Source organism: Bradyrhizobium sp. Leo170 (genome assembly GCF_004296405.1).
Classification (GTDB): domain Bacteria; phylum Pseudomonadota; class Alphaproteobacteria; order Rhizobiales; family Xanthobacteraceae; genus Bradyrhizobium.
In genome coordinates this window covers 14010-27793 of sequence record NZ_PSRR01000030.1, presented here as the reverse complement: position 1 = coordinate 27793, position 13784 = coordinate 14010, and the positions used below count along the sequence as shown (strand labels likewise).

Annotated in this window: 14 protein-coding genes, 1 tRNA gene and 1 pseudogene; 10 read left to right on the top strand and 6 right to left on the bottom strand. The window is 59.2% G+C overall.

The window, feature by feature from the left end:
• Window positions 1-55: 55 nt before the first annotated feature.
• The 6 genes and pseudogenes from CWO89_RS45760 to CWO89_RS08330 form a co-directional block, all read right to left on the bottom strand.
• Window positions 56-151 (bottom strand) — tRNA-Ser (locus CWO89_RS45760).
• A gap of 165 nt (window positions 152-316) precedes the next feature.
• Entirely contained in the window at window positions 317-583 is a 267-nt protein-coding gene (gene tnpB, locus CWO89_RS08350; RefSeq protein WP_130578150.1) for an IS66 family insertion sequence element accessory protein TnpB, read from the bottom strand.
• A gap of 120 nt (window positions 584-703) precedes the next feature.
• Window positions 704-922 (bottom strand): annotated as a pseudogene (locus CWO89_RS08345) (transposase); the annotation flags it as partial.
• A 239-nt stretch (window positions 923-1161) separates the two neighbouring features.
• The gene (locus CWO89_RS08340; RefSeq protein WP_130578149.1) at window positions 1162-2082 is read right to left on the bottom strand and encodes an FkbM family methyltransferase; all 921 of its coding nucleotides are present in this window, start codon (window positions 2080-2082) and stop codon (window positions 1162-1164) included.
• Window positions 2083-2182: 100 nt separating this feature from the next.
• Entirely contained in the window at window positions 2183-3517 is a 1335-nt protein-coding gene (locus CWO89_RS08335) for a glycosyltransferase family protein (protein WP_130578148.1), read from the bottom strand.
• 32 nt (window positions 3518-3549) lie between these two features.
• Window positions 3550-3807 carry an SIS domain-containing protein gene (locus CWO89_RS08330; protein WP_130578147.1) on the bottom strand — a complete coding sequence of 86 codons (258 nt, stop codon included), beginning with the start codon at window positions 3805-3807 and terminating at the stop codon, window positions 3550-3552.
• An 81-nt stretch (window positions 3808-3888) separates the two neighbouring features.
• Here CWO89_RS08330 and CWO89_RS08325 point away from each other — a divergent pair, with 81 nt between their 5' ends.
• From CWO89_RS08325 to CWO89_RS08285, 10 genes are all read left to right on the top strand, one after another.
• The gene (locus CWO89_RS08325; RefSeq protein ID WP_165421059.1) at window positions 3889-5148 is read left to right on the top strand and encodes a glycosyltransferase family 4 protein; all 1260 of its coding nucleotides are present in this window, start codon (window positions 3889-3891) and stop codon (window positions 5146-5148) included.
• Window positions 5149-5336: 188 nt separating this feature from the next.
• On the top strand, window positions 5337-6176 hold the full coding sequence (locus CWO89_RS08320) for an ABC transporter permease (RefSeq protein ID WP_245475822.1): 840 nt from the start codon (window positions 5337-5339) through the stop codon (window positions 6174-6176).
• Between the two features lie 111 nt (window positions 6177-6287).
• Window positions 6288-6953 carry an ABC transporter ATP-binding protein gene (locus CWO89_RS08315; protein ID WP_130578144.1) on the top strand — a complete coding sequence of 222 codons (666 nt, stop codon included), beginning with the start codon at window positions 6288-6290 and terminating at the stop codon, window positions 6951-6953.
• Between the two features lie 572 nt (window positions 6954-7525).
• Entirely contained in the window at window positions 7526-7987 is a 462-nt protein-coding gene (locus tag CWO89_RS08310; RefSeq protein WP_130578143.1) for a hypothetical protein, read from the top strand.
• The gene (locus CWO89_RS08305) at window positions 7935-8684 is read left to right on the top strand and encodes a glycosyltransferase (protein WP_130578142.1); all 750 of its coding nucleotides are present in this window, start codon (window positions 7935-7937) and stop codon (window positions 8682-8684) included. Before CWO89_RS08310 ends, CWO89_RS08305 begins: the two co-directional genes overlap by 53 nt.
• A 97-nt stretch (window positions 8685-8781) precedes the next feature.
• Window positions 8782-9912, top strand: a complete 1131-nt coding sequence (locus CWO89_RS08300) for a glycosyltransferase (protein WP_130578141.1) — start codon at window positions 8782-8784, stop codon at window positions 9910-9912.
• A 556-nt stretch (window positions 9913-10468) separates the two neighbouring features.
• Complete coding sequence (locus CWO89_RS08295) at window positions 10469-11866, top strand: hypothetical protein (protein WP_130578140.1); 1398 nt, start codon at window positions 10469-10471, stop codon at window positions 11864-11866.
• A 187-nt stretch (window positions 11867-12053) separates the two neighbouring features.
• A complete protein-coding gene (locus CWO89_RS46865) occupies window positions 12054-12395 on the top strand; it encodes a hypothetical protein (protein WP_207234430.1) in 342 nt (113 codons plus the stop codon).
• Window positions 12396-12422: 27 nt separating this feature from the next.
• Window positions 12423-12965 (top strand): integrase core domain-containing protein, encoded by a 543-nt coding sequence (locus CWO89_RS08290; protein WP_207234429.1) that lies wholly within the window; start codon window positions 12423-12425, stop codon window positions 12963-12965.
• A 51-nt stretch (window positions 12966-13016) separates the two neighbouring features.
• Complete coding sequence (locus CWO89_RS08285) at window positions 13017-13205, top strand: hypothetical protein (RefSeq protein WP_130578139.1); 189 nt, start codon at window positions 13017-13019, stop codon at window positions 13203-13205.
• Window positions 13206-13784: the final 579 nt, after the last annotated feature.

The window sequence follows — 13784 nt, the reverse complement described above, 5'->3', positions numbered from 1 at the left end:
GATCTTCGAATATTTCGAACATATAAGCCATTGATTTTACTGATATTTTCAGGATTGGCTGGGGGGCGGGAGGGATCGAACCTCCGAATGGCGGAATCAAAATCCGCTTGATTATTCAACGATTTCAAAGCGCATTTGGAAAAATGCCCCAAAAAGCCCTCTAACGATTTCAATAGCTTGGCGGACGTTTCCAAATAAAGCAGCCAGCGCCCCGAGGATCAGTCCCAATCGTGGCGGGTTGTCGACGATCCGTAGCTGAAGCAATCCGACCACCCGCGATACTTGAGGTTCTCGTCTTAGAGCCCAACAACCTCGCTCAGCAGATAGAGGTCGTGGCCCACTGCCGCGGTTCGTCAGCGTGCTTAAAGGTCTCACTTCCGAGTGAACGGGACGACACCTGGCCATCATGCCAGATCACCTTCAGCAGATTGCCGCGACAACCACGGAAGCAAAACAGGTGGCCGCTGAGCGGGTCGCGATGCAATATCTCCTGAACCTGCAGGGTCAACGACGGAAAACCCTTCCGCATGTCGGTATAGCCAGTCGCGAGCCATACCCGCACGCCCGCCGGCAGCGGTATCATCGCGGCGGTCCATCCACCACTGCTGCCTTCAGCGTCGCCGCGTCAACCGCGCCTGCGATCTGCATCCGAGCCCGGCTGCGAACTCGATCTCGATCGCACCGCAGACCCCGGTGGGCGCCGTCAACGGCTGCCGGTTCGGCGTAACCGAGACCGCCACAAAGCGGACTTCATCATCCTGCCGCGACGGCGGCTCAGGCTCGCAGGCGAGGACCCCGAGCGCGCCTGCCGCCGCCAAGCTGTAAGCAGATTAGGGTGAAGATCATGTCGGCGCGCAACCCCAACAACGCTTGCCGCGGGCGCCCAACTCTCCCCCACGATCCGATGCTTCTCGGCAGTGGTCCACCGTCGCCGCTCCGGACGGAACCATAACTGTTGTGACGTTCACTCATTTGCTGGCAGATTAATCAGCAAATAAAATCGATCGCAGGTGGACCACGCGTCCGCAGTCCAAGATCGAGATGGCGTGCCGGGCGCGATTAAGCAGTGCCCGAAACCGCATGCATTTCCACGAACCTCAACCAAATCACCTCCGGCATTCCCAGCTTTATTCGCTGGAAACGGCAACCGCTTGTTTGCGATCATTTCCCCCAAGGGTCGTGGCTGGCCTTCACCCACACATAATCAGAGTGCGGGGCGAACTCCGTCATATATGCGAAGTCTAAGGGAGACGAAACATAGACTCCGCCATCCGGTTCAATCTTTGGCAGCAGTTGTCGTGGCCGAAAGCCCAGGTCAGCCGCCTGATTCCAGAACGAGCGAAATGCCTCTTGTGAGGTCTGCGACGCTTGCGCAAAATGATTCGCGCACCATTCAGTAATGAGGCGCAGGTTCGGTGAACGGGATATGGTCTCGCGAGCTCCAGCCAGCGCCAAGGGCTCGGCGCCCTCGATGTCCAAGTGGATCAGATCCAGCGGTGGCCCGCCATCGCAAATTGCGTCGATCGTACGCGTCTTGGTCTCGAAATGAAGCATCAGCCCTTTGCCCAAGATGAGACGGTCATTCTCATCGAACAGCGGCGAAATCGATTCCGCGGACCAACGAGCATCCTCGAAACTGTCAACCACAAACGTCTGGCCGCTCTCACGGCTGGCACCACCACCACCGAGATATTGCGGATCAAAGGCAAACGTGATGGTCTCACCCGTTGTATTGCCAAGGGCGCATTTATACACGTGCGTGCGATCAGGTATGCCGCCGTAGAACACGTTCATCATCAGGTACGGAACGATGTAAGGGTTTGGCTCAACGACCTTCACCGATCCGGACGGCCCCACCCGCTGCCCGCCTAGAACCATATAGTAGCCAAAATTTCCGCCGGCATTTAAATAATGCTGCCCCTCGCCGAGCAATTCTTGAACCAGCCTGGTTGTCCAGGGCTCGATAACACCATCGCGGATCACGCCGAGAGCCACGTCGATATTAAAGGAGGGGACTACCAACTTGGCCCCCCAATTTGTGTGGACCAGCAGGCGGTCACGTCCGAGATATACGCTGTTCATGGTAGCTTTCGCCCGTCGGGGATCGTTTATTGAAGGTGGTGAGGCTTCATAATCATTCGCGGACGAAAAAGACAGTATCGATGGCTCGCGGGCGGCTTTTTCACTCCGCCGCTCTCAGCGTAATAGGTTCCGGGTTCGTGAGGCTCTGATGACCTCCCTGGGCACCTGCACAACGACTGAACAGGTCCCCGTAGAAGTTTGCCAATGTTTCGGAATTGTAGCCGGGCTGTGGCCTTGTGTTCTTGGTTTGACTCAACTTCCCAATCGTTTGAGCGAGCTCGATATAATTGCCGACGTCTATCATCTCGAACTGTGCAGGGAAATATTTCTCCAGCTCGACGAAGGCACGTGTGCGCGTGAGAATGGTGGGTTTGCCAAGTTCGATTGCATGTGAGGCCGGGCCGGATCCGCTCTGCCCTACCTCGAGATATGGAAAGAGGCAGATGTCAACGGCCTTCACAGCCAATGCAAAATCATAGTCGGCTCTCGGGGCGCCCAAGAAACTGATCCTGCCGAGCAGATCAGAATTAGCCTTAGGATTACCCCGAGTCCCAGACTCCCCCCGCTCGATCTCCTCCAGGATTTGCTTGATGTAAGGATCAATCGAGGCCTTGGGCTTGATCGTCTCGGGGTGCACGCCTCCGTATATCAAGAGCTGATACTCCGGTCCGAGGTGCCTCATGGCCTTAATGGCAGTCATAATGCCTTTGTATTCCGACAAAAATCCGAAAACGCCAATGAACGTATTTTTGCCAGGGAAACGCTTGCCAAGCTCCTCACGCACGGCTGGCCCTTCCTTTTCCAGTTGAGAAGGCCAGCGGGCGCGGAGGTGGCATAACGGATGATCAAAAACATGAGGTACCCGCGCCACCTGCTTGAAGAAGTCACGCTCACGCTGGGTGTGAGTAGCGACAAAGAAAGGTCGCGGCGATCGCGCGCGTTTTTCAATCGCCTTGTAAGTTAGTCTTTCGAAACGCTGATGAAACGGAAATCTGGCAGCCCGCCGCCAACCGCGATTCCGAACAAATCGAGCAAAGTCAATAGGACCACGGCCCTCGGGGTATGGGACTGCAGTGTGCACAGTCAGCACCAACCGGTCCGCTGCATCGATTATCATCTCGAAGCGGCGAGCCATATCGAGATCCCGGCCGCCCAAAAGCCCCGGCTCCCATTGGAGATTGACGACGTCGTATTTCTCAAAGCTGTCGCAAATAGCCCTGATTTGCTGATCACCCGCGGTAACGACGTGCGGTTCCGTGCGCTTTAAGATCGTTTGATCCAGAGGAGCAATGGTTACCTCAAAACGCGTTTCGAGTAGCGTCTTGAGCACCTCGCTATAGGCGGCGATGCCGCAATTCGTGCGATGCGACGAGATTATGAGAACCTTTAAAGTCACCACCGCCCCCAACGAGTGCCCGACAACACGTTCGAACATCCCAGATTACAGTGCCTCCTGCGACAGAGGCGTCACTTCGCGCATCGGGTAATCACCCGAACCGAATACCACATCGCGCAATTGATGGCGTTGCGCTCCTTCAGGAAACGTCCGAAAAGCGCTCCCGTGATGTGCATGGCATCGCTAGCCGAACCGCCGTTGCCGCACACCATGGGCTTGCCTTGAGCGAGTGCCGCAACGATGATGGCAACGGCGCGATCTACTTTGGAACCGCAGTCGTCCTCTATAGCTCTGTCAACCGCCTGCCGCGAATCGATCAGATATTCCATTAGTGACCGTGCGGGAATCGGTATCTCCTTCCAGCTACAGCTTACGACCTGCAGAAATTCTTATACGGCATGAGAAACGATATGGCCACTCGGCTGTCGAGCGAAGCAGTCCCGCCGGGATGGCAGCTTCGGCTGGCGGAAATCAAATCGGACCTGCTACGTCGCCTCATACCAACGGCCGGCGAGGCAGTCCCCGAGCTCGACAACATCGTTGTAGCCGGCCTGCTCAAGAGCCCGACAGGGCTCGGTCAATCGGCACGACTGTGCATCTCCGCCCTGCAACAAGCAGGATACCGGGTTGGCACGATAGATCTGAGTAAGCACTTCAAAGTCAACGCAGATGTTCCTTTTGAAAACTTCGGGTCCGATCCGAGGGATGGCCGCGGCATTCTTATTTTGCACATCAATGGGCCACAGGTGACACGGGCCCTCTGGCGCATAGGTCAGGCTCGCGTTCGCAAGAAGCTGATGATCGGATATTGGGCTTGGGAACTGGAGACAGTACCTCCTGGTTGGATCGACGGAGCGCGCTTTCTTCACGAAATTTGGGCACCGTCCAGCTTCTCCGCCGACGCTTTCTCCCGCGCCATTGACCGGCCGGTGCGCGTGGTGCCTCACGTCGCTTCCCTGAGGTCAAGGGATGGTCAAACTGCTGACGCCAGGAGGGCAGCCCGGCTGATGTTGGATCTGCCGGAATCCGCATTTGTCGTTGCCTTTGGCTTCGCCATGCAGTCGAATTTCGAGCGCAAGAATCCTATAGCGGCGCTTGCCGCTTTCAAAGAGGCGTTCGGGAACAACCCTTCAGCCCGTCTTGTGCTGCGCTGTCTTGATCTCCACGCCTATCCGCGCGGTGCCGAGGCATTGCAGCGCCAAATCGCTGGGCACGATAACATTCACCTGATCTCAGATGTTTCGATTCCGATGAACCTGACGATCGACGCTGCGGACGTCTACGTTTCCCTGCATCGATCTGAAGGCTTCGGTCTCACGATTCTCGAAGCGATGGCCGCGGGCAAGCCGGTGATCGCTACAAAGTGGTCGGGCAACATGGATTTCATGTCGTCGCACGATAGCATCCTGATCGACAGCCACCAGGTCTTGGTTGACGATCCCCAAGGCGTCTATGATCGATCCCTTGGCTGCTGGGCAGAGCCAAGTATCACGGAAGCCGCGAGCGCATTGCGGAGGCTCTATCACGACGTCGAATTTCGAAATACAATCGGAGTCCGAGCCTTGGCCGCGGCGGAAAACTTCGTGCTGAAAAGTCGAAGCACGATACTGGCGGCGCTGCGCGCGGCCGCGAGCGAGCCGCACGGGTCTGCTATCCGAAACGCTCGGTGAAAGGCTCTCGCCGAACCGTCAGGAATCGTCTTTTTCTTTCGCTCGACCCGTAGCCTGAATGCCGAAGCGGTCCTTACAGCTCAACAATGCTGGCAGATCATCAGCTTATCCGCAGTTGCTTTACGCCAGCAATAATCCTAAGGGTGGCGTAATCCGCTCCCCTTAGCATTGGGCGCTCCTGATTGACCGTGACATCTGCCAATTTTGACCTCGGAAAACCCGTCGCCCGCATCACGGCGGAGGCTGTGCCACAGCAGGCCATAGCGGACCTGATGGATGGCGCGCAGCGCTATCCGCTGTGGGGCCATCTCGCGTACCACGACATCCGCCAGCGCTTCCGCCGCTCAATGCTCGGCCCATTCTGGCTCACGCTGACCATGGGTATCATGATCGGGGCGATGGGCCTGGTGTTCTCCACACTGTTCAAGCAGGACGTCGCCCAAACTTTACCCTATATCGCCATCGGTATCATCTTCTGGGGCTTGCTGACGAATTGCATCAACGAGGGCGCGCAGGCCTTCATCTCCGCAGAAAGCTTCATCCGCAACGTGCCTGTGCCGGTGAGCGTCCACTTCTACCGCATGATGGCGCGCAACGTGTTCATTTGGCTGTTCAACATGGCCATTTATGTCTTCATCGTCGCTGTGTTTCGGATCTCGCTGGACTGGAGCGCGATCCTGTTCCTGCCTGGCTTCATTCTGTTTCTGATCAACACAGCCTGGATCGCTCTTGCCTCGGCCATTCTGTCGACCCGCTATCGCGACATGCCCCAGGTAATCACTAACGTCATCCAGGTGGTGTTCTTCGTGACGCCGGTCTTCTGGTCACCCTCGGTGATGTCGCATCGGCCCGCGTTCGTGGCGTTGAATCCGTTCTACCATCTGCTCGCAATTGTTCGCGAACCCCTCCTCGGCACACAGCCTCCGGTGCAAAGCTGGCTGTTCTGCATCGGGCTCGCGATCGTCGGCCTCGCCTTCACTATCTGGCTCTATCGCCGCGCCCACGCACGCATCTCCTACTGGGTGTGAGGCGTGACGCACATTTGCATCACTAATCTTTCGGTCGAATTCGCTATTTTTGGCACCAGTGCGCGATCGCTGCGCAACCGGATTCTTGCGCAGGCGACCGGGGGACGGGTGATGACCGGCGCCCGCGACATCGTTTCGGTGCGTGCGATCGACGGCCTCAATCTCGAAATCCGCGAGGGCGAGCGCGTCGCCCTGTCCGGACACAACGGCTCGGGCAAGACGACCCTGCTCCGCGTCCTCTCCGGCATCTACAAGCCGCGAGCGGGCTCCATCCTTATCGAGGGCAAGGTCGGCGCGCTCCTCGATTCCACTGCTGGAATGGACTTCGAGGCGACCGGTATCGAGAATATCTACCTGCGCGGCTACATGCTCGGCATGAGCCGGCGCGAGATCGCATCGAAGGTCGAGGAAATCGCCGATTTCACTGAGCTGGGTGAGTTCCTGGAACTGCCGGTGCGCACCTATTCCGCCGGTATGTTCACGCGTCTCGCGTTCGCAGTTTCCACCGCCGTGGAATCGGATATCCTCCTGATCGACGAAGGCATCGGCGCCGGTGACGCCAATTTCCAGCACAAGGTGCAGCAGCGGATTGAGAGCCTGTTCAGGCGTACCCCCATTGTGCTGCTGGCGAGTCATGCCGAGGGGATGGTGCGGCAATTCTGCACCCGCCGGCTGATCATGGAACACGGGAAGCTGATCGGAGATGAAGCGCTGGCTGCCGACGAAGTGAAAATGCAGCCACACGATGCGCTCGCAACGACATCCGAGCTGCGATAGCGAACCCTCGTCTTGACACAATCGGATTCGTTATCCGGCGGACGGTCTCGCCAGAGAAGAGTTTTGGCGTCGCGTAGCTTCTTTCGCCGCTGCCTGCGATCGGCAGGATGGTGGCGCCGCCAGGCGCATCGGCGAAAGCGAAGAAGTCCGCAAGCTCGCGAGCGAACTGGTCCCCAGCGACTGGAACGCGCAGCATCTCGAGAGTATTCGGGTCCACACTTGGCTCTCGAAGGAATTCGAGGCGATCGATTTCGAGGACCACCTGCTGGAGCGCCAGCTTCGCAAATACGGCCCCCGGTTCGTGGCCAAGTACAACGCGCACATATTTTCGCAGTCCTGCGAGGACGCAACAATCGCCGAAATCTTTTCGAGGATCGGCACTACGTCAAACAGATTCATCGAGATCGGCGTCGAAGATGGATCGGAGAACACCACCCGATTACCGCTCATGCTTGGCTGGAAGGGACTGTGAATCGAAGGAAATGCCGCGCATTGCAAGACGGCCCGGCGCAACTTAAAAAACCGGATCGCCACAGGACAAATGCAGCAGCCTCGCCCGTACGGTTCGCGAAATGATCAATCAACGCAGCTTTACGTCTGCTGCCGTCTTCCACGACTATTTCGCAATCCGCGGCGGCGGCGAGCGGCTGGTGCTCGAGCTGGCGCAGGCGCTTGGTGCCTCTATCACCTATGGCTACACCACGCCGGAAAGCTATGAGCGGACGCTGTTCCTCGCCGAGAGCCTCGATTTGAACCTTTCGCCGCTCCTGCGCCGCTACGGCCTGCACGCGCCAGCGCTGGCCTTCGCCTTCGCGCGCCAGCGCGCGCGCGCAGAAAGCATCGACACTCGTATCTTCTCGGGGGTTTGCGCCCCCTTCGCCGCCCCGGCAGCGGACCGCCCGGGCAGGAACATCTATTACTGCCACACACCCCCGCTTCCTCTACGATCAACGCGAGTCGTTCGCCGACGGAATCTCGCCGGTGAAGAAGCTCGGCCTTGCGAGCATAGGCGCTGCCTTCCAGCGCGCCTATGAGCGCGCGGTCGGCCGCATGCACCTGATCGTCGCCAATTCCGAAAACGTCCGCGGCCGGATTCAGCGCTTTCTCGGCCGAGACAGCATCGTGGTCTATCCGCCCTGCGACACCGAGGGCTTCGCCTTCGCTGAGCCGCAGGGCTACTATCTCTCGACCGCGCGGCTGGTGGCGCTGAAGCGCGTCGACAGGATCATTGATGCCTTCCGCGCGCTGCCCGGCAAGCAGCTGGTCGTCGCCTCGGGCGGCGACGACGCCGAGGCGTTGCGGCGTCGAGCGGCCGAAGCGCCAAACATCCGCTTCGTCGGCTGGACCGGCGAACGCGAATTGCGCTCGCTAGTGGCGGGTGCCGTCGCTACGATCTACGTGCCCAAGGACGAAGATTTCGGCATGTCACCCGTGGAATCCATGGCTGCAGGCAAGCCAGTGATCGGTGTCGCCGAGGGCGGCCTGCTGGAGACTGTGCTCGATGGGGAGACTGGGCTGCTGCTGCCGGCAGGCTTCACGGCGGAGGACATCGCGGCGGCAGTGGACTGGCTGACGGCGCCGCGGGCGCTTTCGATGCGGCGGGCCTGCGAAGCGCGCGCGGCGCAGTTCACCCGCGCACGCTTCATCAATGGCATGCGCGCGGCCATCGCGTCCGCCGGGGGGATCGAGGTCGGCGTTGCGGGCGCAGGCGTACGCGAGGGTGCCGCGTGAGAGAAAAGGCGGCGTTGCCACGACCTCGGCCATCATTGCGCACGCAAGCGGGCAATCCGGCATCCCGCGCCGCCAGCGCGGAGAAGGCGGCCACGCCGTGAACATACTCCATGTTTACAAGACGTACCTGCCGGACAATTTCGACGGCGTGGCGCGGGTGATCTACGAGATCTGCGAGGGCACGAAGCTCTTCGGCGCCGCCTCACAGGTCTTCTCGCTGAGTCCCAACGGAGGTCCAGCTAGCGTGCAGGTAGGCACCCACCTCTCGCACCGCGCCCGCGAAGACATTCACCTCGCCTCGACCAGCCTCTCCTTCAGAGCCTTCAGCCGCTTTCGCGAACTCGCTCGCGAGGCGGACCTCGTCCACTACCATTTTCCCTGGCCGCTGATGGACCTGCTGCACTTCTACGGCAATGCCGGCCGGCCTAGCATCGTCACCTATCACTCCGACGTGGTGCGCCAGCGCCTACTCGGCCGGTTCTATGCGCCGCTGATGCACCGTTTTCTCGCGGCCATGGATCGCATCGTCGCCACCTCGCCGGCCTATGCGCAAACAAGCCCGGTGTTGCCTCACTATGCCGACCGGCTCGGGGTCATCCCCATCGGCATCGCCGAGATGGAACGAGTGGAACCGGCGCGCGCTGCCTCCTGGCGCGAGCGGCTCGGGGCACGCTTCCTGCTCTTCGTCGGGGCGCTCCGCTACTACAAAGGGCTCACCGTGCTGGTCGAAGCGACACGGGCAACCGGGCTCCCGGTGGTGGTCGTGGGCTCGGGCGAAATGGCAACCAAGCTGGAGAGGAACCGCCCGGCCAGCTTGACGCTTCTCGGTGAGCTTGACGAACGTGACAAGGACGCGGTGCTCTCGCTCGCCGACGGTTTCGTGTTTCCCTCGCACCTGCGCTCGGAAGGCTTCGGCGTGGCGCTCTTGGAAGCGGCGCGCGCGGGCAAGCCGATGATCTCCTGCGAGATCGGCACCGGCACGAGCCATGTCAATCTTGAGGGCGAGACGGGCTTCATCGTGCCGGGCGGCGACACCGCGGCACTGGGCGCGGCGATGTGCCGGCTTTGGGAGAACCCGGCGATGGCCGCCGCCATGGGCGCGCGCGCCCGTGCCCGCTACTTGGCGCTGTTCACCGCGGAGGCGATGGCGAAGGCCTATTTCGATCTCTACGAGACGGTGCTGGCTGAGCAGGCGCAGTTGGCCGGTCTCGGCCACACTCACGTGTGATGCCCAGCACACGGTCGGGCATCACAACTGAATAAAACAGTAGCCGACCGCGAGTGCTTTTGCCTGCTCGCGACGACACGAAGGAATCAGGTTGAACCGCCATCGTCGCGCGTCGTCATAGCGCCTCAGCTCAAAAGCGCGGTACCGAGATCAAAGTAGACATCGGACGAGGGCGGATTGACGGCAACCGCCCGCTCCGGAACGTCCCTCGCCTCTTCCGGCGGGGTTTCGCATCGGAAGCGTAGATACGAAGCAGGTGCAGGGCGTCGAAGTGATTGGTCGGCCGTGAAAAATCTCTCAGCCATTGAGCGGGAGTCGATTTTCCGATTAAGGCGACGTTTGAGATTGCAACCTTTTGCCGCTCGATGCTCGGGTATTTTGCAATTCCATTTTGGATTTCCCTCGAATCGCGAGTCGTGATTCCTTCGTTGCGTCGGAGGGGGTGTTCAACGTGAGCCTAAACTAATCATAACGAAACAAGCAGCTCCAGAAGGGATGAATTGGAGTTCGCCGATCTGTATGCTGTTGTGACCTTACCAGTTCCGTTAGAGTAATAATGCTGTTCACTAGCTATGTCATCGCTGCCGCTGCCATGATCGCTGCAGCGCTCTACCTCATCCTGCGACTGCGGCTGTTCGTCACGACGACGACGATGCTGGTCGGCTCGCTGCTACTCATTTATGGGCCGGCAGCTTTGAGCTTTACCCTATCCTCAGGACAATTTGGCTTTCTGATCCGGCCACTCTTGGGGAACATCAGGGTCTTCTCATCGATGTTCCCGCTGATCAAGGAAAAGATCGGGGATATCGATCCCGTTATCATATCCTTGAACTTCTCGCTCGCCTTGATGTATGTCGGCGTTATCGTCGGCATCGAGCTCGTAGGTCGCCTTTTTTTTGCGCGCGCAACCTTAACCGACGCCGCGGTCGCAAAGTGGAGCGGCGAGCCCGTTCGCGACGAGCAGCATGGTCATCTCATTTTGCTGATTGCCATATCCGTCCTGTTTCTGTTCATGCTCTTTGTCTCGGTCCGCGAAAACCACCTCGGCACGATCCAGCACTTTTATTCGATCAAGGGCGACAATGACGCGCGGGACGCCTATCGCGCCCATTTCGCCGACAGCCCTAGCTATGTTTACCGCGTGCTGCTCAGTGCCGTTGCGCCCATGCTGGTGATCTGGGGATTTCTCGCTGGGACTTTGCGCAGACGCTGGCCGTTAGTTTTGGCGGCGGTGCTGCTCTTTCTGGTTGCCATAATCGGAAAGATCGAGCTGTTGAGCAAGGCGCCGCCAGCATTCTTTCTGATCCAAATCGCACTGGCTGGCATGCTCACCTTCACCAACAGGATCTCATGGCGGGCAACGGTCGCGGGCGCTTTGGTGGTCTCGCTCCTGATCTATACCGCTACGCGGCTGATTGTCATTCTTCCGGAGGGAGCCTCGTTCATCGAAACGGTCTATTCGCGCGTCTTCGAAATGGAGAACGAGACGCTCGTCGAGAATTTCGCCGTTTTCCCGGCGCTGCACCCGTTCATGTGGGGCGCCAACATTCGCCCTATCGCAATTCTGACGGGCGTTCCCTATGTTCCGAGCTACGGTTTAGTGGGCTATATCTGGCATAATACCCACGTCATCACCAGCCCTACTCTGTTTATCGCGGATGCCTGGACGGATTTCTCCTACGTCGGCGTTTTTGTGTACAGCATCATTGCTGGCGCGATCTGCCGTGGCATTGATCTGACATTCCTGGCACGAGGCAAATCGGTGGTTGCGATCGCTGTCTTGAGCGCGACATTCCTGGGCCTGTTCACGCTCTTAACAACGGCATTGAACACTGCGTTGTTTTCCGGCGGACTATTACTGGCACCGATTCTGGCTGTCATTCTGATGACGACCATGAGAATGCTGAGCGGACCGCGGGTGCCCCTCGGCAAGCCCGGCCCACCGCCGTTTTGAAAACGATGATCTCCGGGGAAACCTGTGTGTACCGAAAACCTTGTCCGAGTTGATGATGTGAAGGAATCGCCTAAGCTAATGGAATGATCGGGCTTCTCTGTTTCGTGCTGGCCGTCCCGACCTCGCCGTTCAAGTCGAGGCTGCGGCTTGAAGCTGAGAACGCGGCGCTTCACATCAGTTGATGGTCTTGCGACGGAGGCTGCATGGTCGCGTCCGGCTCACGAACCAGGATCGCTGGTTCCTGGTCCGACTGTATCGCTGGTTTCCGTCAATCCTGTCGGTCCTCACCGTCATCCGGCCCGAGGCGCTCGTGCGGTGGCATCGGGCCGGCTTTCGCTGCTACTGGCGTTGGAAGTCGCGATCTCCAGGAGGCCGACCGCCGATCGACACCGGGCTGCGCGTGTTGATCCGGCGGATCAGCGTCGACAGTCCGCTTTGGGGCGCGCCACGCGTTCATGGCGAACTGCTCAAGCTCGGGTTTGAGATCGCGCAGTCGAGCGTCGCCAAGTACATGGTGAAACGACGTTGACCGCCCAGCCAGGGATGGCAAACCTTCTTGCGCAACCACGCGCCGGACATTGCCGCCATGGATTTGGTCGTTGTTCCAACGATCGGGTTCGACCTGCTCTGGGCCTTCGTCGTCGTCCGGCTGGACCGCAGAGACCTCGTCTGGATCAACGTCACCGCAAATCCGACGGCGGAATGGGTGGCCCGTCAAATAACCGAGGCATTTCCTTGGGACGAGGCTCCGCACTACCTCATCCGCGATCGCGACCGAATCCATGGCAGCGTTGTCACGCGCCGATTGCGCGCCATGGGCATCCGGGACAAGCCGACCGCCCCAGCCTCGCCGTGGCAGAATGGCCGTGCCGAACGGCTGATCGGATCGATCCGGCGTGAGTGTTTGGATCATATCGTCGTTTTCAGCGAGGCCCATCTCCGCCGGATGCTGCGATCCTATGCCCGCTACTACAATGACATTAAAACGCATCGGTCGTTGGATAAGGATGCGCCGGTCTCTCGTCCGGTTCAACGGATAGGAGGCATTCAATCCCACGCCATCCTTGGCGGGCTTCATCATCACTACGTTCGGGTCTAGCCGGTTTTCGGTACACACAGGACTGTGCCCCTCGATATCATCGCACCCCGAATGAACGAACTGAAGGACGAGCGCTATCAAATCGCCAAGGGGCTTCGACAGATGGCCAAAGAGCCGGATGTGATTGCCCTGCATCCCACCGCGCTGAGGCCTATACAAGCGTGCCGTGGTCGATTTGGCGGAGGCTTTGGAAAGGGACAAGGCATTGCAAGGCATTGGCAGACCATCGTCCCCGCGTGATCGATGCAATCCGCACACTCTTTTCGGCCGTCATGGTGACAGCACCGCCGAACACCGTATCCTTCGAAGTCGAAGTCAGGGGGAAGCTTGCAGAGCTTTGCGGGATCGAGGTGTCCCCGAACTGTTCTAGGGTGACGAGACCGATGGTAGCGGGGGAGCGCTACCGCCTTTCCCCACACCAGCCAAACCTACGATACGTCATCCAATCTTTCGCATAAAGCAGTTCGCGAGTCTGGGCGAGAGTCGCTTTACACGCTTGAAGAGCGGTGTTGAACGGCCGCAAACCGCAGGTCGTTTGAAAGCGAGCTAGGTCGTGGAAAATTCGAAAGGGAGCGCCCTTCCAGCTCCGCGGTCGTACTGTGGGCCCGCGATGAGGCCAGTGAGACATTCCGATGGTAGTTTCAAGTTGTCGACCTCGTAGAATTGCCCCGGCTGAGCGCGGCGGCCGCTTTCGTGGACACTGGCAAGTGCAGGCCGGGTCATTAATCTATTTTTCCGAGCGAGGCGTCTGAGGATCGTCTAACAGCTCCTCGAATGCCCGCGCCGCGGGCCGTGATGTCCGATCAGCATTGCGTTCGG